Genomic DNA, 20,896 nt, shown 5'->3' on the forward strand with positions numbered 1-20,896 from the left:
TTTCCTGCCTTTCGGAATCGATGGGGTTCTTTACCTTGTTCACCCAGCCACCTCCGTCCACGGCCACGCCGGGCTCGACCCTCTTCCCCTATGTCCATGTCCGATCACGACCACGACACGCTCCCCGTGCCCTCCGCCTCGCCGGGGGGTTTTCCCCAGGCCCTGGGGGACGGCACCGCCTCGCCTCTGGCGCTCGAGGGGATTCTCCTGGCGCTCGCTCACTCCACGGGCAACTCGCCTGAACAGGGCGCCGTCCGTGCGGCGCTCCGAGATGCCACGCGGCACCAGCCGGGTTCGCTCGAGCAGACGTGGGGGCCGTGGCTCCAGCACGCCGGTCAGGCGGTGGGTCTCACGCTGACGCTCCTGCGCCGCCCGCTCGAGGACGTTCTGCGCGAGGGCCACCGTCAGGGCCCGCTCGCCACGGTGTTCGTCTCCGGGGAGGAGGCGCGGTGGTTCCTGCTCGACGAGTGGGATGGCGGGCGCGTGCGGGTGCGCGCGAGCTTCCTGCCCGAGGACGGTGCGCGGTGGACGCACCGGGAGCTCGTCACGCGGCTCTCCGCCTGGGGCGCGGCGCCGCTCACCTGGGTGCTCGCCGAGGAGTCGGAGCCGCTGCATGCCCTGCGGCGCGCGGACGGTCGCACGCTTTCGCCCTTCGCGCGGGTGCGTGAGCTGGCGCGCCTGGAAGCGGCGGACCTCCGGGCGGTGATCGTCTACGCGGTGGGCGTCGGGCTCTTCGCGCTGACCACTCCCATCGCCGTCCAATCGCTGGTCAACACCGTGGCGTTCGGCGCGCTGCTGCAGCCCCTGGTGGTGCTGAGCATCCTGCTGCTCGGGGGATTGGTGTTCGCGGCGGCCCTGCGGGCCATGCAGTACTGGGTGGTGGAGCTGATCCAGCAGCGGCTGTTCATCCGGGTGGTGAGCGACTTGAGCCACCGGCTGCCCCGCGTGCGGGCGAAGGCGATGGATCAAGCGCACGGACCCGAACTCGCCAACCGCTTCTTCGATGTCGTCACCGTCCAGAAGGCCAGCGCGACGCTGCTGCTCGAGGGCCTGGCGGTGGTGCTCCAGACCGGCATTGGCCTGTTGATGCTGGCCTTCTACCACCCGATGCTGCTGGCCTTCGATTTCTTCCTCCTGCTGTGCGTGGCGGGCATCCTCATCGGTTATGGGCGCTCGGCGGCCGAGACGGGCCTCAAGGAGTCCAAGGCCAAGTACGCCGTGGCGGCCTGGCTCCAGGAGCTGGTGCGCCACCCCATCGCCTTCCGTCAGAGTGGAGGCGCGGAGCATGCCCAGGAGCGGGCCGACTCGCTCGCGCGTGACTGGCTGGGCAGCCGGCGCAAGCACTTCAAGTACCTCTTCCGGCAGGTGCTCGGAGCCCTGGGCCTCCAGGCGGTGGCGAGCGCGCTCTTGCTCGGCCTGGGCGGCTGGCTCGTCATCGACCGGCAGCTGTCGCTGGGACAGCTCGTCGCCGCCGAGTTGATCGTCACCGCCGTCCTGGCGGCCTTCGCCAAGTTCGGCAAGCACCTGGAGGCCTACTACGATCTGCTGGCGGCCGCGGACAAGCTGGGCCAGCTCGTGGATCTGCCCGTGGAGCGCGAGCTGGGCGAGAGCCGTCCGCCTCGCTCGGGGCCCGCGGGCCTGGTGGTACGGGAGCTGACGTTCCACTACCGCGAGGACGCGCCGGTCCTGCGCGGCATCGACCTCGCGCTTCGGGCGGGAGAGAAGGTGGCGCTCACGGGTGAGACCGCCGGGGGCAAGAGCACACTGGGCGAGCTGCTCTACGGCCTGCGGAGCCCCACGCGGGGCCGCATCCTGCTGGACGGCGCCGACACGCGGGACATGTCCTTCGCGGCGCTGCGCCGGGACGTGGCGCTCGTCGGGGCGACGGAGCTCTTCGCCGGAACGCTCGTGGAGAACCTCCGGATGGGACAGCCCGGCCTGCCGCTGGAGGAGATCCGGCGGGTGCTCGAGGACGTGGGCCTGGGAGACGCCATCTCCCGGCTTCCCCAGGGGCTCCACACGGAAATCACCACGGGGGGACAGCCGTTGTCCTCGGGCCAGCGGGTGCTGCTGAATCTGGCGCGGGCGCTGCTGCTCCGCCCGCGCCTGCTCATCATCGACGAGGCGCTGGACTCGCTCGATGCCCCCAGCCGCGACCGCGTCCTTCGGACGTTGCTGGCGCCCCATGCGCCCTGGACCCTGCTGCTCATCACCCACCATCCGGACCTGCTCGTGCGGTGCGAGCGCGCCCTCGAGCTGCGCGATGGCCAGCTGCTCTCCTTCCTCCCCGAGTCGTCGGCTCGGGCCTCCACCCTGTCCTGAACCCACGCTCCGCTCTCATGACCACGCCGACCTCGACCCCGCCCTCGCCCCCCTCGCTTCCCGTCATGCGTCTGGTCCGCCACGACACCCGGGTGGCCCGCAAGGTCGCCGGGGGCCTGCTCCTGCTGCTGGTGCTCTGCGCCATCGCGCTGCTCGTGGCGCCCTGGCAGCAGAACATCACGGGCCACGGACGGGTCATCGCCTACGCCCCGTTGGATCGTCAGCAGACCGTCCAGTCCCCCATCGCCGGGCGCATCATCCACTGGGCGGTGCAGGAGGGCTCGCGGGTCGAAGCGGGCGACCTCCTCGTGGAGCTGGCCGACAATGATCCGGAGCTGATGACCCGGCTGCGCGAGCAGCGTGACGCCATCGAGGTCCGCATCCGCGCGGCCCAGAGCCAGATGCGGGCCTATGAGTCGCGCGTGGACGCGCTGCGCTCCTCGCGCACGTCGAGCGTCGAGGCGGCCGGTTCGCGCGTGCGCATGGTGAAGGAGCGCATCCGGGCCGCCGAGCAGTCGCTCTCCGCGGCCCAGGTCGCGCGGGAGACGTCCCGGCTCCAGCTGGAGCGCCAGCGCACGCTCCACGCGAACGGCCTGACGGCCACGCGTGCCGTGGAACTCGCCCAGTTGGAGTACGCCAAGACGAGCACGGACGTGGAGAGCGCCCGCGCCAGCCTCGAGGCCGCGCGCAGCGAACTGGCGGCGCTGGGCTCGGACCGCCAGCGCATCCAGACGGACGCGGATGCCCTCGTCAATGATGGCCTCGCCCGGTACGAGTCCTCCAAGGCGGAGCTCGCCAAGGAGCGCATCGAGCTGGCGCGGTTGGACAGCCTGCTCGCGCGCCAGTCCACCCAGCGCATCCACGCGCCGCGCGCGGGCACGCTCCTGCGGGTGATGGCCCAGCAGGGCGCGGAGTTCGTCAAGGTGGGCGATCCCCTGGCCGTGCTGGTGCCCGACACGGATGCGATCGCCGTGGAGCTGCGGGTCGCCGGCCGGGATGCCCCCCTCATCACCTCGGGACGTCACGTGCGGCTGCAGTTCGAGGGCTGGCCCGCCATCCAGTTCGCCGGCTGGCCCTCGGTGGCGGTGGGCACCTTCGGGGGCACGGTGGCTTTCGTGGACGCGGCGGACGATGGCTTGGGGGCGTTCCGCATCGTCGTGGTGCCGGACCAGGGCGAGCCCTGGCCCGAGGGCCGGTTCCTGCGCCAGGGCGTGCGCGCCAATGGGTGGATCCTCCTGGACAAGGTCCGTCTGGGGTTCGAGCTGTGGCGCCAGTTCAATGGGTTTCCCCCGTCGGTCGCCACCGAGAAGAAGGCCTCGGACAAGTCGGACAAGCCGTCCAAGGGGAGCGTGTGATGGGCGTGCGCCGGATGTCCGGGATGGTCTTGCTCGCGGTGCTGACGGGGATGGCGCCCCGGGCTTTGGCCCGTGAGGCGCACGCGCCCCTCTCGCTCGAGGAGGTGCTTGGCTCCACCCGCGAGCACCATCCGCGCGTGGACGCGGCCCAGCGGGGCGTGGCCGCCGCCGAGGCCGAGGTGCTCTCCGCCGAGGGCGGCTTCGACCCCCTGGTGCGGGCGCGGGGGCTCGCCGTTCCGTTCAGCTACTACCCGCACGAGCGCATCGAGGCGACCGTCGAGCAGCCCACGCCGCTGTGGGGCCTGCGCTTGTCCGCGGGCTACCGCCTGGGCCAGGGCGACTTCCCCGTGTACTACGGCCAGTACGAGACGCTCTCGGGGGGCGAGGTGCACGCGGGGGTCGCGCTTCCCCTGTGGCGCGATGGCGCCATCGACAAGCGGCGGGCGGGTCTCTCCCAAGCGCGGCTGCGGCAGCGGATCGCCGCGTTCGAACTCGCGGGGGAGCGGCTCGGCGTGCAACGGCAGGCGGCCTACCACTATTGGGACTGGGTGGCCGCGGGTCGGCAGCTGTCCATCGCCACCGCGCAGCATGCGCTGGCCGTGGCGCGCCGCGAGCAGCTCGCGCGCCGCGTGGCCGCGGGAGACATTCCGCGAATCGAGCACACGGAAAACGAGCGGGTCCTCCTGGCGCGGGACGCGGATCGGGTCGCCGCGCGGCGGGCGCTCGAGCAGGCCGCGCTCAAGCTGTCGCTGTACCTGCGGGATGCCCGGGGCGAGCCCCAGGTCGTCTCGTCCGCGCGTCTGCCGGACGGGCTCCCCCTTCCCGAGGCCGCGCTGGAGGCGGGACTGGAGGAATGGCTCGAGCAGGCGTTGCACCGGCGCCCGGAGCTGAGGGGCTTGGAGCTGCGGCGCGAGGTGTTGCAGGTGGACGCGGAGCTGGCCCGCAACCAGGCGGCCCCCGCCGTGGACCTCGGGCTACGCGTGGCTCGGGACGTAGGCCAGGGTCCCGCCAACCTGCGGCCCACCGAGCTCCAGGCGTCGCTGACGCTCGACATTCCCCTGTTCGCCCGGGAGGCCCGGGGCCAACGCCGGGCCGCCGAGGCGAGGCAGGCGGCGGTGGATGCCCGGGCCCGGCTGGCGCGCGATGAAATCGTCACCGAGGTGCGTGACACGATCTCGGCCCTGCGGGCCGCCTATGAGCGGGTGGGGCTCGCCCAGAGCGCCGCGGAGGTGGCGCGCCAGCTCGCGCGTGCGGAGTACATCCGCTTCGAGCATGGGGACACGAGTCTGCTGGTGGTCAATCAGCGCGAGCAGGCAGCGGTCGAAGCCGAGCTCGTGGAGGTCAAGGCGCTCTTGGAATACCAGCGCGCCATGGTGGACCTGCTCGCCGCCACGGTCGCGATCGAGCCCTCGGGGGATGAGCGCCCGCGGGCTCCATGAGCACGTGTCTCAGCGCCGCTCGATGCGGGCGATCATCTGATCGTGCAGTTGCTGGATGATGCGGTACTGCTCGTTGTGCTGCTGCTGGAGTTCGGTGAGCCGCTGGGTGCGCTCGCGGTCCACGATGGCGCGATGCTCGGGCATGGTGATGGTGCGCAGGCGTGCGTTGAACTCCTCGTTGATGGCCCGCTGGCGCTCGCGGTAGCGCGCATCGGACTGCGTATGCGCCTCGCTGGTGATCTGATGCGCCCGGAACGTGAGCCCGACGCGGTCGTTGCCCGTCGCGCGCTCCACCTCGGCCATCACCTGTTGGCCCCGGGCGGCCAGCTCCTGGAAGGGCACGCTCAGCTCGATGCCCGCGCTCGGCAGGCCACCGCCCTGGGAGAGGAAGGGCAGATCATGCTCCAGCGTGATGGAGCCGTCCGTGCCCCCTTTGACCGTGAAGGGGCCGGAGACCCGGGCGTTGATCGACGTGTCTCCGCCCATGAGGGCGTGTCCGGTATTGAAGCCATAGGACACCGACACCGAGCCGCCCGGACGGTTGGGCGTGCTCACCCCGACGGACGCGCTCCAGGTGTTCATCCGATCGGGCGGGTAGACCTGCGCCGCCACGCCGGCCGTGAACACGCCGCCGTTGACGTTGAAGCCGATCTCCACCTTCTGGAGGGTCGAGAGATTCACGCCGAGCTGGCGCGCGGCGGCCGCCGCGTCCTCGATGACAGCGGTGCGGATGCGCTCGCGGGCCGAGGGACTCAGGGTGCCCGGAAGGGTGTCGAGCGCGCGATCCACCGAGCGGCCCAGTTCCTCGCGCACCTGGGCCTCGGTGCGTGCCGGCGCCACCGCCGCCGCGGGAGCGGTGCCGGCCGCGGGAGCGGTGCCCGTGGGCGCCGAGATGGGCGTGGCGGGCGGAGGCGTGCCCAGGAAGTGACCCGCGAAGGCGCGCCGCTGACCCGCGAGGGTCGTCCCCTTGAAGGCATCGTCGTCGCCGCTGGCGGCGGGCGGAACGGCCCGGTTCGTCGTGCGAGCCGGGGTGGCAGGGGTGGCCGCGGATTCGGCACGAGGAGCGGCGGCGGGGCGATTGGGGTCGATTCGCTGGCTCATGGAGGCACGCAGCATACCTCCGTTCAGGTCCTGACTTCACCTGGGGCCCTGCTTCGGATTACGCGCGGTGATAAACCCCGCTTTACCCACTATGTTCTTGCTCCTCCTGATCCTCACCGCGGCCAGTGCCCTCTATCTGATGAACCTGGCGGTTCTGCTTCGCCGGGTCATGCGTGCCCTGCCCCGGATCGAGCGCTTGGATGCGCCGCCGCCCGTGCGCTGGCCGCGGGTGTCGCTGGTCATGCCCGCGCGCGACGAGGAGCGCACGTTGGAGTCCGCCATGCGCTCCAAACTGGGAAACACCTACCCGGAACTCGAGTTGGTCCTGGTGAATGACCGCTCGACGGATGCGACGGGCACCCTCGCCGACCGCTTCGCCCAGAGCGAACCCCGACTCCAGGTGGTGCACGTCGAGCAACTTCCCGAGGGCTGGCTCGGGAAGGTTCACGCCATGCAACGGGGACTGGAGCGCGCGAGCGGAGAGTGGCTCCTCTTCAGCGACGCGGATGTCCACCTGGCCCCGAAAACCCTGGAGCGGATCATCGCCTTCGCGGAGCACGAGGGGCTCGACCATGTCACCGTGTTCCCCCAGTTCACCTGCTCTGGCTTCCTGCTCCAGATGACGCTCGTCTCCATGTTCCGGATGGTGTGCGTGAGAACCCGGATGTGGGAGGTGTCCGATCCGCGCTCGTCCGCCAGCCTCGGGATTGGCGCCTTCAACCTCGTGCGCCGCTCGGCCCTGGAGCGCACCCCGGGGCTGGAGTGGCTGAAGATGGAGATCGCCGACGACGTCATGCTCGGAACGATGCTCAAGCGCTCCGGCGCGAAGCAGGCCGTGCTCAATGGCCGCAACGCCGTGAGCCTCGAGTTCTATCCATCGCTGGGCGCCTTCAACCGAGCCATGGAGAAGAGCGGTGCGTCCTTCTCCTTGACCTCGCTCATCCTGGGCAACCTGGTCCTGGTGGTGCTCGAGTGCGGGTTCCTCGCGGGAGTGCTTTCGGGACACTCCGCGCTCATGCTGCTGGGAGGAGCCACCTGGGCGATGGGCGCCGTGACGACCTGGGCCTTCAGTGTCTGGGCGGGCTTTTCCCGGTGGACCGCCCCCCTGGCCTTCCTGGGCGTCCTGCCGACCACGTGGGTCTCGATCCGCTCGGCCGTGCTGGCGCTCGTGCGAGGAGGCGTCTTCTGGCGAGGGACGTTCTACCCCACGGCCGTGCTGCGCGCCGGACAGCGCCTGGGGCGCTGACTCGAGCATCACGCCGAGGGCGTGCCCAGCTCGACTTCGAGCACTTCCATCTTCCGCATGAGGGAGTGCGGCCCGAACGCGGGCGGATTCACGAGCCGCATCTCCGGGAACCGGCGCACCAGGGTGCCCATGGCGATCTGGACCAGGAGCCGAGCCATGTTCGCCCCCAGGCAGTAGTGCGCCCCATGTCCAAACGCGATGTTCGAGTTCCCATTGCGCTGGACATCGAAGACATGGGCCTTGTCGAACGCGCGTTCATCGCGCAGCACGCTGGTGAGCAAGATGATCAACATCTGCCCCTTCTTGATGCGCACGCCCCCCATCTCCAGGTCCTCCAGGGCGTAGCGGGCGGGCCCCATCTTCACGAAGTTGTCGAAGCGCAGCACCTCCTCGACCAGGTTCTTGATCAGCTCGGGCCGGGCCTTCACCTCGGCGAACACGCCGGGTTGTTGCAACAAGCTGTACACACAGAAAGACATCAGGTGGACGGTGGTCTCGAAGCCTCCCACGATCAGCGAGGACACCAGCGCGAGCAGTTCGTGCTTGTTGAGCGTGTCCCCCTGCTCCTCCGTCTGGATGAGCGTCGTCAGGATGTCGTTCTCCCGCGGGTTGCGGCGCCGGTCCTCGATCGTCTCCGTCACCAGGGAAATCCCCTCGCGGATCTGCCGGCGCAGGGGCGCCAGTTCCTCGGGGGCGAGCGCGCTGGGAAAGAGACTCTTGGCCACCGCGTTGGTGAACTCGTGGAACTGTTCCTCGTGTCCGCTGGGGATCTTCAACATGGAGCCAATGACCCGTGCCGGGATGCGCTCCGAGAAGTCATGGACCATGTTCAGCCGGCCCTTGGCCGCCATGGTGTCGAGGAGCTCATCGACGATGGCCTGGATCTCCGGACGCAGCCGCTCGGTGGCGCGCGGGGTGAACGCCGGGCTGACGAGCCTGCGCACACGGGCGTGGCCCTGCTCGCCCAGGGCGAACAGCCCATTCTTGTTCAGCTCCTCCATCTCGGGAATGATCGCGTCGGAGCCCATCACCGAGGCGAACTCCCAGTCTTCCCGGTTGGGGGAAAAGCGCTTGTCATCGCGGAGCACGGCGAGGCCTTCCTCATACCGGCTGACGATCCAGCTGCGCCCCAGCTCCCAGTAGAAGAGCGGCGCCTCCGCCCTCAGCTTCTCGAGCATGGGATGGGGATTCGCTTCATACCCGGGCGCGTAAGGGTTGAACTGCGACGCGGGCCGGTTCTCACTCGGGTTCGTCTGCTCGGCGGACATCGATGAACTCTTTCTCGGCTGCAAAAAACATTGTCCCGGTTCCGTGGACACCCGGGAAAAGGCGGATACGGTATCACGAGCCATCAGCGCCTGGCCGCTTGGGCTAAAGGCATTCGAAGGCATTTGACTGGAAGAAGTTGCCCAGACTGTACGGGTGGCGGCGGATATGGACGGCTGACGCGGGAGGTCAAGAGTTTACTTGATTTCCAATTTAAGCAGATTAAGCTCCAGGAAATCGAATGACTGCTCCTCCGGCAAACCTCCAGCGGGATGTATCCCCTACCACGCCCCCCGAGCGCCCGCCCCTCACCGTCGCCGTCATGGAGGCGCCCGGTGGACTGCCACTCCTGGGCCATCTGCCCAGGATGGTACGAGCGCCTCACGAATACATACAATCCTTGCGCGCGCACGGAGACATCGTCCGGATCCGGGTCGGCACCTCGCCCGTGTACGTGGTGACGTCCCCTGAACTCATCCATCAGGTGCTGGTCGCTCGCTCCGATGGCTTCGAGCGAGGGCGCGTCTTCGACAAGGCAACGGCTGCCATTGGCAAGGGCGTCATCGTGACCAATGGGGACTTCCACCTGCGGCAGCGACGGCTCCTCCAGCCCGGGTTCCAACGGGCGCGCATCCATGGCTACATGGAGACGATCCACCGGCAAGTCGATACCCAGGCGGCCCGATGGACTCCGGGTGGTCGCATCTCCCTGCGCGAGGAGATGCACCGGTTCACGCTCAATGCCGTCACCCGCACGCTGTTTGGCGCGAACACCGAGGAGGGCATCGCCACCGAGATCGGTGACTACATCGACGCGGCCAATGCCTGGGTCAGCCATCACACCCTGCTGTCCAGCGAGTTCTTCGAGCGGCTGCCCACTCCCGTCAACCGGGCATTCGTGCGCAAGAAGGCCCGGTTCGATGAGCTCATCGGTGCGTTCATCGATGCCCGGCGCGCGGATGAACGCGACCACGGCGACCTGCTGTCCGCGTTGTTGGCGGCGCAGGATGCCGAGACCGGCAAGGGGATGAGCGATGAGCAGCTGCGCATCGAGATCGCCGGTCTCTTCGTCGCCGGTTCCGAGACCACGGCGACCGCCTTGAGCTGGCTCTTCCACGAAGTGGGCAAGGACCCCCAGGTGGAAGCGCGCATCCAAGCCGAGGTGGACTCTGTGCTGGGGGGCAGGCCCGTCACCGCGGATGACCTGCCGCGGCTGCAGTACATCCAATGCGTGGTCTCCGAGACATTGCGTCTCTATCCCATCGCCTGGCTGTTGATGCGGCGCACCCTCCGCGACCTGGAGCTGGGAGGCTACCACCTGCCGGCTGGCGTCGAGGTCCTCGTCAGCCCGATCATGAGCCATCGCAACCCGCGCATCTACCCCGAGCCGATGCGCTTCGACCCCGATCGCTGGCTGCCGGAGCGGGCCCGCGAGCTTCCCCGCTACGCCCTCCTCCCCTTCGGGGATGGAAAGCACAAGTGCATCGGCGACATGTTCGCGCGCACCGAGATGGTGATCGCCGTCGCCGCCATCGCCGCCCGGTGGCGGCTCGTCCCGGTTCCCGGCCACCGCGTCTGGGAAGTCCCCCGCTCGGTTTTGCGTCCCAACCAGGTCTTGATGACCACCGTTCCCCGGACCCCCCACACCCCACAGGAAACCCAGTCATGATCACTTCCCAGCGTGCCGCGATCGACTTCAAGTTCCCCTTTCCCCGCGATCTCAGTCCAGACATCGAGCAGGCCCAGCTGCACAGCGTCGACTGGGCGCGTGAGATGGGCCTGGCCACCAGCGACTCCGCGATCCGGCGCTTGCAGGCCTGGAACTGGGGCCGGCTCACCGGGCACTGTCTGCCCACCGCGCGCGGAGCCGACCTGGATCTGGCCACGGACTGGATGACCTGGGGCTTCCTCTATGACGATCAGTTCGCGGGCCCCCTGGGCAACCAGCCCGGGCAGGTGCTGCGCATCACCGAGAACATGATCGACGCCCTCTACGCCGCGACCCCCGCGGATCAGGAAAATGCCTGCACGCGAGGCATCACGGACGTGCTGCAGCGGCTCTCCACGAAGATGTCCCCGTCCTGGATGGCCCGGTTCCGCAACGACTTGAAGTGGTTCTTCATCGGCGTGCTCCGGATGACCACCTTCCGCAACCGCCTCGAGCAGCTCGACACGCGGACCGCGTTCGACGTCCGCCGCCTCGACGTCGGCATGAGCGCCGTGGTGGACCTCATCGAGGTCGCGGAGGGTTTCGAGGTGCCCGAGGCCATCTTCGGGACCTCGCAGATCCAGGATCTGCGCCAGTGCGTGATCGACATCGTGATCCTCCAGAACGACGTCTTCTCCCTGCCGAAGGACCGGCGTCAGCAGGAGGTCAACGTGGTCCTCGCCATGGAGCGCTCCGAGAACCGCACTCCCGAGCAGGCGCTGGAGCGGATCGCGGCCATGGTCGATGAGAAGGTCCAGTACTTCCTCGACGTCAAGGCCTCCATGCCCTCCCTCTACGACGCCCTCGACATGAGCGCGGAGGACCGGGCCCGCCTGGACCGCTACATCCATTGCCTTGAGCTCATGATCCACGGCTCGGTCTATTCACACGCCGAGTGCATCCGCTACTCCGCCAAGACCGAACACACCCAGCCCATCGCCGGACAGGGCTTCATCCAGGAGCTCCACCTGGATGCGAGCATCAATCTGGCGCATGAGCTGATGCCGACGGCCCGGGTGCAGACGGAGCGATGAAGATCACCGTCCTGGTGCTGGGAACACGGGGGGACGTGCAGCCCTTCATCGCGCTGGCGCTCGCCCTGGGGCGCCGCGGCCATGAGGTCTGTGTCGCCACCTCCCGTGGCTTCGCCGAGCTGGTCGCGCACAGCGGGGCGCGGCACTTCCCCATCACGGCGGATTACGAGGCCTGGTTCCAGTCGGAGGAAGGCACCCGCTGGATGGGCGCCAGCAGCGCGGACAAGTTCATGCAGATGCTGGCCGGTGAAGGCGTCGGGCTCGACTCCCGTCACAGGCCGCGGATGAACCGGGAGCTGCTGGCCGCCTGCGAGGGCGCCGACGTCATCGTCGCCAACCTGGTGGTCGAGGACAGCGCCGCCTGCATCGCGGAGAAGCTCCAGCGGCCCCTGATCCTCGGCTACACCCTGCCGATGATGGCGACGTCGGAGTTCCCCAGTCCGTTCCTCGCCGAGCACCGGCTGCCCTGGCGAGCGATGAACCGGCTCACGCACTCGCTCCTCGACACCCTCTACTGGCAGGGACAGAAGCGGCTCGTCAACGCCTGGCGCGAGGAGCTCGGGCTGCCGTCGATGGCCCACTCGATGCGGGAGAAGCTGGGGCGCGCCGGAACGCCCATCCTGCACGGCTACAGCAGCCAGCTCGTCCCGCGTCCCTCCGACTGGAGCGCCCCGAACGTCATCACCGGCTTCTGGACGATGCCCGCGGAGCCGGGCGTCACCGCGGGAGGCACGCCCTCCGCGGAACTCATCCGCTGGCTGGAGGCGGGACCGCCCCCCATCTACCTGGGCGCCTGGCGGCTGCCCTGGGGGGACAAGGCCGGGATCGTGCGGCTGGCGGCCGAGGTCGCCCACACGCTGGGCGTCCGCTTCGTCATGGGCGCGAACTGGACCGCGCCGGAGATCGCGGCCCTCCAGGTTCCCGACAGCATCTTCATCACGGGCTCGGTGGACCACGAGTGGCTGTTCTCCCGCTGCGCCGCGACCGTGCACCACGGCGGAGCGGGTACCACGGCGGCCACCCTGCGAGCCGGGCTCCCCACGGTCATCTGCTCCATCTGCAATGATCAGCCCTTCTGGGGAAGCCGGGTGACGGCGCTGGGCGTGGGCTCCAGCATGCCGTTCAAGCAGCTCACCGCGGCACGGCTCACCCAGGCGCTGCGCCACACTCAGGACGGCGCGGTGCGCACCCGCGCGGCCCAGATGGGCGAGGCGCTGCGGCGCGAGGACGGCGCCGCCACGGCCGCCCGGCTCATCGAGGAGCGCCTGCCGGGCGCACCGCTCCTCTCCTGAGGCGCGGCGCGCCGGCGCGCTCGGCCCTCATCGCAGGCGGATCTCCCAGAGGAGGCGATCCCGGCGCAAGAGTTCGACCTGCTCCGGCGTCGTGCCCACACGGCCCACGGAGGAGAGCGGGAAGGTGCCGTCGATCTGCGGGCGCGGCGTTGCCTGGAATCCCAGCCCCGACAGGAAGCGCTCCACCTCCTCCACGCTGGTGAAGGCGGCGCCGCGCAGGCTCCTGTGGGTGGAGCGCGCGATCGCCGAATGGATCCGCATGAAATGGGGATGGGTCCAGTGCTTGAGTGCCGCGCCGCTGATCACCTCGAAGTCCGGGGTCAGCCAGACGCCGCCGTGACGCCTCAAGATGTCCGCGACCTGGAGTGCGACCCTCTGCTTCTCGTCCATGGAGAAGTACTGGAGCAGACCCTCGTGAACCACGGCCACGGGTTCATCCGGAAGAAGGTGTCGCGCCACGAGCGCGCCGTCGGGCTCCACCGCGTTCAACGGCGCGAAGACGACGTGCGGCTGGACCGCGAGCACCCCGTCCCGCCGCAACTCGTCTCGCAGGTGCAGCCGGGTCTCATGCATCTCGGCGAGGTCGGTCTCCAGGTAGCGAAGCGAAGCGGTCTGGTTCATGGCATCACCCCGGAAGGAGAAGCCACTCGCCAGCTCGATGACCTGCTTGACGCCAGACGTCCGGATACCTTCCACCACGCACTTGTAGCGAGCCTCGAGCGTGGGGGCCATCCAGCACAGCAGCTCCGCGGCGGGAGCCTCTCCCTCCAACATCCCCCGTACGACCTCCGCGGCCCCGATGCGCTCGGCGATCTCCTCGGCGAAGGGGATGTCCGAGTAGCGGCGCATCTCGGCGACCAACCTGGCCGTGGGACTGATCGTGTCGTAATGGTCAAGGCTCATGGGTGTTCTCCTCGCGGCGCCCGGACAGGCGCGGGGTGACGGGCTGGGCACGACAATAGGACACGGGGCCCTCGATCCGCTCTCGACACGATGGACTTGCCCCGGTCACGTGGCTCTCCCGCGCTGAAAAGGTTCACTCTGCTGTTGAATGAGGTGACCTGACACGGATTGGCGGCGGAGTGCGTCGCCTGCTCAGCGAGCGAAGTGTCATTGATGGAGCAGGCCGTCGACCGGCTCAAAAACCTTGCCTCGTGCTCGATCACCCGGAGAGGAACAACGCGTGGAGGCAATGGAGAATCAGCGACTCCTCTCACAGGGCGAGGTGAGCTTCGCCGATGCCCCGTTGCCGATCCTGCGCCCCGGACGATAAACCTTGGCCATGATCATCAAGAAAGCCGAAGCCAGCGATGCCAAGGCCATCGCCGCCATCATCCTTCCGACCATTCGCGAGGGCGCGACATACGCACTCGACCCGAACATGAGCGAAACCGACGCGCTGGCCTATTGGATGGGACCCGACAAGGAGACGTTCGTCGCCGAAGAGAATGGCGTCATCCTTGGCACCTACTACATGCGCCCGAATCAGGCAGGCGGCGGACGGCACGTTTGCAACTGCGGCTACATGACGAGCGCAGCGGCCACTGGCCGAGGGGTCGCTCGTCGCATGTGCGAGCACTCGCTGGAGCACGCGCGGTCTCGGGGCTACCAGGCCATGCAGTTCAACTTCGTCATCAGCACGAACGAGCGCGCGGTGCGCCTCTGGCAGTCACTGGGGTTCGAGATTGTTGGCCGCCTGCCAGCCGCGTTCCGGCATCCGACGGCGGGGTATGTCGATGCGCTCGTGATGTATCAGCACCTCTCCGCGCCTCCTCGTTAGGACCGGGCCTACGCCGTCGAGGGCAGCCGCGACGACGTCAAGTCCCAGGTCAGGGCTCGCGGAAGCCGTCCCGCACCCACTGATTGGCGACATCCCTGGTGAACTTGAAGTTCACGGGCACGCGATGCTTCGCGACGGTCGCGCCCGCGTCATCGATGGCGGAGAGCAGCGCGTGGGGCTCATACTCGTCGGCCACGAGCTCGAGCCGGACCTCGTACCAGCGGCCCTCCCAGGCGATGGAGAGCTTCTTGGTCATGGCCTGCTCGCGCTGTCGCGCGGAGCGGTCAAGGACCTCCGAGGCCGTTTTCACGAAGGTCGCGAACGCCGTCGCATCGAAGGGCTTGGGGTTCTTCTTGTCGCGGCCCATCACCCACGGACTGATGAGGACGGGTTCGGAGAGCCCCTGCTTGCGGATTTCCACGGCCCAGCCGTCGTCCTCCTCGTTCTTGATGACCCGGGCCGTCCAGCCGTTCTTCCGCCAGAACGTGGGCTCCATGACCTCGGGCTCGGCGGGCGTGCGCTCGTCACTCATAGGCGTTGCTCATACGTGTGGTGAGCCTCGCGGGCAAGCGGCCGCGTCAAGGCGGATGCCTGCCTGCCGGTGCCCGTCAGGAATCCTGGGAGCCTTTCGTAGGCGGGGCAGGTGGAGGAGGGATGCATAGTGCGTCCGGCACGGAGCGCTCGAACTCCGCTGCCAGGGGAGCGTCGTGGGGAGGGTCGACGACGCCGAGTTGCACGCCGCCCTTGTCTCCGGCATCGAGCAGTTCCTGCCCCGAGGAGGTCAGGAACTCGCCGATGACGCGGGCCGGGGGGACCTGGTGCTCTCGCTTCCCCGCTTCAAGAGCCTGGAGGTCGCGGGACGACGCTCACGCCCATGAGGGCCCTGGCCTCCCCGTTCCGCTACGCATCTCCCAGGAGGGCCTCCGCGTCATGGTGCACGACGTGGAAGCCCGCCTCTTCCTTCGGCGGCACGTAGTACCGGGCCGCCTCGACCCGTCTGGAACACGCCTCCCGAGGACGTGAATCTCGGAGTCCCAGGACCCAGCGCGGAGCAAGGAGGACAAACAGACCGCCGAGTGCTGCTCGGCCAGAGCACCCGACTGAGCACTAGGCGGAGGCCCTGGCGCCGTAATCCGGCAGCTGGATGGCATCCGCGGGGGGGGTCGCGAACCGGCCAAAGAACTGGAACAGCCCGAGCCGCGAGGCCACGCCCCCCACGATGTGCTGGAGGGCGATGCCGATCCGCGTCTTCGGCATGGCCACCTTCGGACCCAACGAGGGGACGTCCTGGGCCAGCGTCACCAAGGGCCGCATCACGCGCTCGTAGGCCGCGAACGCCTCGGTGTGGTCCGCGTGACGAGACAGCTCGCCCGCGAGCACGTAGGCGCCCACCAGCGCCACGGTCGTCCCCATGCCGCTGAGGGGAGAGGGGCAGTAGGCCGCATCCCCCACCAGCGCCACCCTTCCCTTGGACCAGCGGGGCATGTGCACCTGGCCCACGGCATCGAAATAGAAGTCGGGCGTGTCGTCGAGCCTCGCCAGGACCCGAGGCACCTCCCACCCGGCGTCGGCGAACACCCGCCGCAGCAGGTCCTTCTTCTCCTTCGCGGTGAACCGCTCGTAGCCCTGGGGCGGGCCGCGGAACGACAGCACGGCCCGGGTCGTGCCGAGGTTGTCCGTTCGCAGCACCAGGCTGCGACCGCCCGGTGCGCTGTACCACCGTGCCCAGGCGTTATCCGACGGCTCGCGGGGAATCGTGAAATAGGCGGTGTAGACGCCCAGCGAACGGATGCGGGCCTCGTCGCCGAACACGAGCTCGCGCGTCCTGGAGCGGAGGCCATCCGCGATGAGGACGAAGTCGAACTCGCGCTCGGGCCCGTGGAGGAAGCCCACCCGGACCCGATCCCCGGTGTCGGTGAGAGAGGCCACCCGGTTGTCGAAGTGGTACTCGGTCTCCTCGCGCGTGGCCTCGTGGAGGATGCGGGCGAGCTCTCCACGCAGGATCTCCAGCTCGGCCGTGAAGCCCTTGCCCCCCATCGATTCGGTGCTGATGCGCGCCCACTCCCTTCCCGCCGAGTCCACCAGGGCGAAGCCCGCCTCGTGCGTCAACCGGGCGCGGATCGCATCCTCGAGCCCCATCCGGCGCACGACCTCCGTCCCCGCGCCGCGCACGTCCACCGACTGCCCCGCGGAGCGCAAGTCCGGCGCCCGCTCGACGACGACCGGACGCAGGCCGTAGCGCTTCAACCAGAACGCGAGCGCAGGCCCCGCGATGCCGGCACCGCAAATGAGAACGGTTCTTTCAGCCATGGGACGGACCCTTTCCTCTGCGACGGGGGGGATTGCTGGAAGGCTTGGAGGGCGTTGGGGTACCCAGGGGTCGCTGGAGCTCGGCGACATAGAAGTCGATGATCTGGCCGAGGAACCGCTCGATCACGGCGACATCGGCCTCGCTCAGGCCGTCGATGATCGCGTCCAGGCGCTCCAGCACCGGCTCCACCACCTGCCTGACCCGGTCGACGGAGGCCGCCACCGGGACGACGAGCACCTTGCGGCGATCGGTGGCGTCCGGTTCGCGCGAGACGTGCCCGGCCCGCTCCAGTCGATCGACGATGTGCGTGCTGGCGGCGGTCGTCACCTCCAACAACGAGGCCAGGTCGCTCGGAGTCTTCGGCCCCTGGGCGATGAGGTGATCCAAGGCGACGAGATCCGTCAGGTTGATGCCCAGGAGCTCGCCCACCCGCTGCTCGATCCTCCGCGTGAGGAGCGCGATGAGCCGCAAACGACCGCTGATTCCCTCTCCCAGGGACCGCGACCGCGCCTTCTTGGATCCCTCGGGTGGTCCCGAAGGCCGAGCACCTCTCGCCATGGCATCCTCCAAATTCACTAAACAAGTTAGCAATCAACTGAATTGGATACAAGACCATTTAGCGAAGGTACGAGGAGGTAGATACCCGCCAAGGCGGGGAAGCGGCCCCCGGCCTGTTCGGCGAGCAACATGGCGAGAGACGGCACTTCAAGCGGGAGCGAGCCGCGGGTTCAAGATGGCGACCGCGCGCGTGTGCTCAGCGACAACTACACCTCCCCATCAACGACAGTGAGGAAGCTGATGGATTCGAAGCCATGGACACAACGGTTGATTGGATCAAGCGACATCGAACCAATATCCTGGCTGGTACCGTCATCGTCATTGTCGGCGCCGCCTTCATTGCCGTGGTCGGCGCTTCAGGTGGGGCTGCGCTCGTCTTCGTACCGGTCGTGTTGGTGGATTCCTCAGGCAACCCCTCGGGGTTCGAGCTAATGCCGGAGACACAGTGACGATCTCCGAACTGCTCTCCGCATCGGAAGCACTGGTTGCCGACCAGTGGCAGAGGCTCCAGCCACCCGGCGACTCCAAGGCATACCTTCTCCTGAAAGAGGCAGGCTTCTTCATCTGACGAACAGGCCAGCTCTATCGCTTCGAGGACTATCTCGCACGCCCCTCAGCAGACCCTGCTGTCGATGTGAGAGCCTCCTGGCGTGGCGAGAATGGCGAGGAGGCAAGCGGGGCCTGGCGGACTCTCTCTCGAATCGGCGACACCCTGCGATCCGCGGAGAAGAAGAAGCTCATCCTGGTCGCTAGAGCGCAGCTCGAATTCATTGTTTCAACAGGCCAATGCGAGGAATTTCACGAATACTTGAAGACCTTCTACCGCAATCCTCCTCCGGTCATCGTCCGATTCGAGACGCGCGACGAGGCGGAGACTTGGTTGAGGAACCTCTCCGAGCCGCCCAGCAGCGCATATATCCTGGTGGGGAGTGACTATCTGGAGGTCTTCTATTCTCGTGAGAGGGGCGTGCGTGCCCTCCGACGCGATTACGCACTGGAACGATTCATCGAGGCCGTCACGTCACGCGGGTTACCTGCCTCGGCGGCCTCGTTCGACACCCTTGAGGAGGCAGCGGTCTGGTGGAAGGGTCACCCTGTTCCGCCCCTGTCGGTCTTCGTGCAGATCGCGGGCGAGCACCATCTCGCGCTGTATCACAAGAAGATCGACTACCGCTCGCTGCACCCCATTTCCATCTTGGAAGACTGGCGGAGGGAGCAGGAGAGAATTGCAGCACAGGACAAGGCGCGGAGCAGGTGATTGTCCATTCCGGAAGCTGAACCTTTCCGGGAGATATTGAGTGGGAGCGGCGGGAATCGAACCCGCCAGAGGTGGATTCGCTCCGCTCGGGAATGGAGGCACACCCTCGTTTTCCCTCTGAAAATGGGGCGCCCATCCGTCCGGACGAGTCCATGCGCGTCCGTTCGATTTGGTCCTTTTTTGGTCCCCTTGGAACCCCTCGCCGGGCGGCAAATGGCGAGTCCGCCAACCCTCGGGCTGACGCTTGGCGCCGATGCTTTAGCCGTGCTGCTCTATCGGGCCCAAGGTGACTACCGTGCCCGTCCTCTGGCCACCTCTGCCGCCCCGAGCCTCGCCTCCCCTCCTGGGGATCTCACTGTCTATTGCCGCAACAGGTGGCCAACTACCGGGCCAGCGCCCCTTAATCAACCTCCAAGCTCCATGTGCCCTCATCCCAATACTTCAACGCTTGGGACGCCTCAAAAGGAATCAAACCTTCGCTCTTGGCGGCTTCCCTGAGAACAGGCAAGGCTTGTTCTGGCCTATCGCTAAGCAAAAAAGTCGCCGCGTAGACTCGCACATCCATGCGTGAATGCGTCAATAGCCGTGAGAGCGCATCCCGTCCAGCCTCGCCATGGTCGCGCAGTTTCTTGTAGGCGGCTACGTATCGCTTCGCTTCCTTGTTACCTCCCCCGCGGTCGCCACGCATGATTGCGTCTGTTTGTGCAGCCACGTTTCGAGCGAACTCCTCTGTGAGGTTCTCTAAGTTCATCTCCAAATTCCCTTTCTAACGTTCTCCATTGCAAGCAAGCCGAACTCCCTCTGTGCTTCGTAGGACTGAGTGCTCAGCCATTTCCTCACCGTCAGCAGCGTTGATCTGGTGACGCCGGGGCTAATCCGCGAGTAAAAGGCGCTCACCCTGTCGTGTAGCGTCTTGTCCATTGCAACAATGTTTTCAGTGTTATGCAGAGCTTCTCCGCCAAACCGCGTCGCGTTGCCCGGAGTCTGCTCCACAATGTGATGCCATGCCTTTCCCGGGCCCGCTGGCCCCATTGCCGACTTGAAGCCACTAAACGACCCCCACGCTCTGTGTCCGTTGGGAAGGAGCTTTCCCCGACTCGGCGCAGGATTCCCAGCACCAATGCCTCTGGCAACCATGGCCACGACGTGAGGCGCCAGCACCATGCGGATCGTCCCCTCGGGCACAGAGACAATCACGCGCTCGGCTCCAGTCGCCATTTCCAGCAGGCTCAAGCCGGTATTGGCTGCGACCCGCTCCGACACTTGTGCGAATCCGGGGAGCTTTGGGGCCTTGGATGCAAGGGCCACCGTTTCACCGATCGCGGCCGTCCCCACGATGACGAGAATCCGCACACTGTTGGGACCGATGACACGTCCAAAACGCTCGCCAATCTCGCGCAACTCCGCAAAGGTAGAAGCCCGGGGCGCATCCTCGTAAAGCTGCGCATAGGCGCGCAGCAAATCAAAGAATTCGTAACCGAGATAGCCCCACAGGGCGGCACTAAACACCAGGGCCGCGCCTTTTGTTATCGGCTCGGGAACTGGCGCTAACAGCAGCGCCATATAAGCCGTGATGCTAATGCTGAGCATCGCAAGCATTTGTGTGGGATTGAGCATGGCCCGCACCTCCGCGTTTACTCCTTCCAGGGCTGGCCCCACCGCCAATGCGAGCGCGAGGCTTCGCTTGTCTTCATCCTGGAAGCGGGGCCCGTCCTCAAACAGTGCCAAGCAATCCCCAGGAGTGCCGCACTGCTCGCAAAAATGCCCATAGGAGCCCGCCAGATCTGATTGCCACGCTTCGCCACTCAAGGACGCGGAAGCCAACGCCAGCCTACGGCCGACATACAACGGGGAGCGGGACGCGGCCACCCGCAGCGGCATGGCAAGCCAAAGGCTTGCCATGGCTGCCGAAAACTCGGCGTCACTCACATGCACTGGTGCGAAGTCCGTTGGCAGCTTCGTAAAGAAAGCCTCTCCCTGCCCTCCGGACCCAGCTTCCGACCTCGGGGTCCCCGTTTTGGGCGAGTCGTATCCCTGGGACGGATGGTTCCGGTGAGCCGTGCCCATGGGGGTTCTTGTGGCGCACGCCGTCACCAGCATCAACGCAGTCAGCACCAGCGCCCCCACGCGCAACGGCCGCCGTGTGCCCACGGGGCGAGTACCGACAGAGTGCTTAGACATTGCCGCACCTCTCTGGGCGAGCTGCCCGAGTTGGAAGCCAAACCC

The 20,896-nt window shown here is 67.5% G+C and carries 19 protein-coding genes; 11 read left to right on the forward strand and 8 right to left on the reverse strand.

Translation table 11 applies throughout. The features are described 5' to 3' along the window. Positions 1 to 90 precede the first annotated feature (90 nt). Genes MEBOL_RS08615 through MEBOL_RS08625 form a run of 3 tightly spaced genes read left to right on the forward strand, consistent with a single transcriptional unit; the run spans position 91 to position 5,116 of the window. The gene (locus tag MEBOL_RS08615; RefSeq protein WP_218920887.1) at positions 91 to 2,322 is read left to right on the forward strand and encodes a peptidase domain-containing ABC transporter; all 2,232 of its coding nucleotides are present in this window, start codon (positions 91 to 93) and stop codon (positions 2,320 to 2,322) included. A gap of 17 nt (positions 2,323 to 2,339) precedes the next feature. Beyond that, a complete protein-coding gene (locus MEBOL_RS08620; protein WP_095976966.1) occupies positions 2,340 to 3,677 on the forward strand; it encodes an HlyD family secretion protein in 1,338 nt (445 codons plus the stop codon). 23 nt (positions 3,678 to 3,700) lie between these two features. After that, entirely contained in the window at positions 3,701 to 5,116 is a 1,416-nt protein-coding gene (locus MEBOL_RS08625; RefSeq protein WP_170115469.1) for a TolC family protein, read from the forward strand. 9 nt (positions 5,117 to 5,125) lie between these two features. Here the strand turns inward: MEBOL_RS08625 and MEBOL_RS08630 are convergent, their stop codons facing one another. Continuing rightward, the gene (locus MEBOL_RS08630; RefSeq protein WP_157774823.1) at positions 5,126 to 6,217 is read right to left on the reverse strand and encodes a hypothetical protein; all 1,092 of its coding nucleotides are present in this window, start codon (positions 6,215 to 6,217) and stop codon (positions 5,126 to 5,128) included. 91 nt (positions 6,218 to 6,308) lie between these two features. Here MEBOL_RS08630 and MEBOL_RS08635 point away from each other — a divergent pair, with 91 nt between their 5' ends. Beyond that, positions 6,309 to 7,463 carry a glycosyltransferase family 2 protein gene (locus tag MEBOL_RS08635; RefSeq protein ID WP_095976969.1) on the forward strand — a complete coding sequence of 385 codons (1,155 nt, stop codon included), beginning with the start codon at positions 6,309 to 6,311 and terminating at the stop codon, positions 7,461 to 7,463. 8 nt (positions 7,464 to 7,471) lie between these two features. Here the strand turns inward: MEBOL_RS08635 and MEBOL_RS08640 are convergent, their stop codons facing one another. Further along, complete coding sequence (locus MEBOL_RS08640) at positions 7,472 to 8,731, reverse strand: cytochrome P450 (RefSeq protein WP_095976970.1); 1,260 nt, start codon at positions 8,729 to 8,731, stop codon at positions 7,472 to 7,474. A 320-nt stretch (positions 8,732 to 9,051) separates the two neighbouring features. On the opposite strand from MEBOL_RS08640, the gene MEBOL_RS08645 reads away from it, so the two are divergent. Genes MEBOL_RS08645 through MEBOL_RS08655 form a run of 3 tightly spaced genes read left to right on the forward strand, consistent with a single transcriptional unit; the run spans position 9,052 to position 12,763 of the window. Further along, on the forward strand, positions 9,052 to 10,398 hold the full coding sequence (locus MEBOL_RS08645; protein WP_095976971.1) for a cytochrome P450: 1,347 nt from the start codon (positions 9,052 to 9,054) through the stop codon (positions 10,396 to 10,398). Next, a complete protein-coding gene (locus tag MEBOL_RS08650; protein ID WP_245919567.1) occupies positions 10,395 to 11,471 on the forward strand; it encodes a terpene synthase family protein in 1,077 nt (358 codons plus the stop codon). The genes MEBOL_RS08645 and MEBOL_RS08650 overlap by 4 nt, the downstream gene beginning before the upstream one ends. Beyond that, a complete protein-coding gene (locus MEBOL_RS08655) occupies positions 11,468 to 12,763 on the forward strand; it encodes a glycosyltransferase (protein ID WP_095976972.1) in 1,296 nt (431 codons plus the stop codon). Before MEBOL_RS08650 ends, MEBOL_RS08655 begins: the two co-directional genes overlap by 4 nt. A 27-nt stretch (positions 12,764 to 12,790) precedes the next feature. Here the strand turns inward: MEBOL_RS08655 and MEBOL_RS08660 are convergent, their stop codons facing one another. Next, positions 12,791 to 13,666, reverse strand: coding sequence for a class I SAM-dependent methyltransferase (locus tag MEBOL_RS08660; protein ID WP_095976973.1), 876 nt, complete (start codon positions 13,664 to 13,666; stop codon positions 12,791 to 12,793). Between the two features lie 379 nt (positions 13,667 to 14,045). On the opposite strand from MEBOL_RS08660, the gene MEBOL_RS08665 reads away from it, so the two are divergent. Next, positions 14,046 to 14,543: a GNAT family N-acetyltransferase gene (locus MEBOL_RS08665; RefSeq protein WP_095976974.1), complete on the forward strand. Its 498-nt coding sequence runs from the start codon at positions 14,046 to 14,048 to the stop codon at positions 14,541 to 14,543. 49 nt (positions 14,544 to 14,592) lie between these two features. On the opposite strand, the gene MEBOL_RS08670 is transcribed toward MEBOL_RS08665, so the two are convergent. Continuing rightward, positions 14,593 to 15,075: a hypothetical protein gene (locus tag MEBOL_RS08670; RefSeq protein WP_095976975.1), complete on the reverse strand. Its 483-nt coding sequence runs from the start codon at positions 15,073 to 15,075 to the stop codon at positions 14,593 to 14,595. 175 nt (positions 15,076 to 15,250) lie between these two features. Between MEBOL_RS08670 and MEBOL_RS41010 the strand changes: the two genes are divergently transcribed. Continuing rightward, positions 15,251 to 15,421 (forward strand): hypothetical protein, encoded by a 171-nt coding sequence (locus tag MEBOL_RS41010; protein ID WP_157774825.1) that lies wholly within the window; start codon positions 15,251 to 15,253, stop codon positions 15,419 to 15,421. Between the two features lie 229 nt (positions 15,422 to 15,650). Here the strand turns inward: MEBOL_RS41010 and MEBOL_RS08675 are convergent, their stop codons facing one another. Further along, on the reverse strand, positions 15,651 to 16,853 hold the full coding sequence (locus MEBOL_RS08675) for an FAD-dependent monooxygenase (RefSeq protein ID WP_095976976.1): 1,203 nt from the start codon (positions 16,851 to 16,853) through the stop codon (positions 15,651 to 15,653). Then, a complete protein-coding gene (locus MEBOL_RS08680; protein WP_245919569.1) occupies positions 16,846 to 17,325 on the reverse strand; it encodes a MarR family winged helix-turn-helix transcriptional regulator in 480 nt (159 codons plus the stop codon). The genes MEBOL_RS08675 and MEBOL_RS08680 overlap by 8 nt, the downstream gene beginning before the upstream one ends. A gap of 341 nt (positions 17,326 to 17,666) precedes the next feature. Here MEBOL_RS08680 and MEBOL_RS08685 point away from each other — a divergent pair, with 341 nt between their 5' ends. Continuing rightward, positions 17,667 to 17,861: a hypothetical protein gene (locus MEBOL_RS08685; RefSeq protein ID WP_095976977.1), complete on the forward strand. Its 195-nt coding sequence runs from the start codon at positions 17,667 to 17,669 to the stop codon at positions 17,859 to 17,861. A gap of 359 nt (positions 17,862 to 18,220) precedes the next feature. Beyond that, positions 18,221 to 18,670 (forward strand): hypothetical protein, encoded by a 450-nt coding sequence (locus MEBOL_RS08690; protein WP_157774826.1) that lies wholly within the window; start codon positions 18,221 to 18,223, stop codon positions 18,668 to 18,670. A 400-nt stretch (positions 18,671 to 19,070) separates the two neighbouring features. Here the strand turns inward: MEBOL_RS08690 and MEBOL_RS08695 are convergent, their stop codons facing one another. Then, positions 19,071 to 19,421, reverse strand: a complete 351-nt coding sequence (locus MEBOL_RS08695; protein WP_095976979.1) for a DUF2019 domain-containing protein — start codon at positions 19,419 to 19,421, stop codon at positions 19,071 to 19,073. After that, positions 19,418 to 20,851: a SitA5 family polymorphic toxin gene (gene sitA5 / locus MEBOL_RS08700; protein WP_483869357.1), complete on the reverse strand. Its 1,434-nt coding sequence runs from the start codon at positions 20,849 to 20,851 to the stop codon at positions 19,418 to 19,420. The genes MEBOL_RS08695 and sitA5 overlap by 4 nt, the downstream gene beginning before the upstream one ends. Positions 20,852 to 20,896 lie beyond the last annotated feature (45 nt).

The sequence above is a fragment of the Melittangium boletus DSM 14713 genome (assembly GCF_002305855.1).
GTDB lineage: Bacteria > Myxococcota > Myxococcia > Myxococcales > Myxococcaceae > Cystobacter > Cystobacter boletus.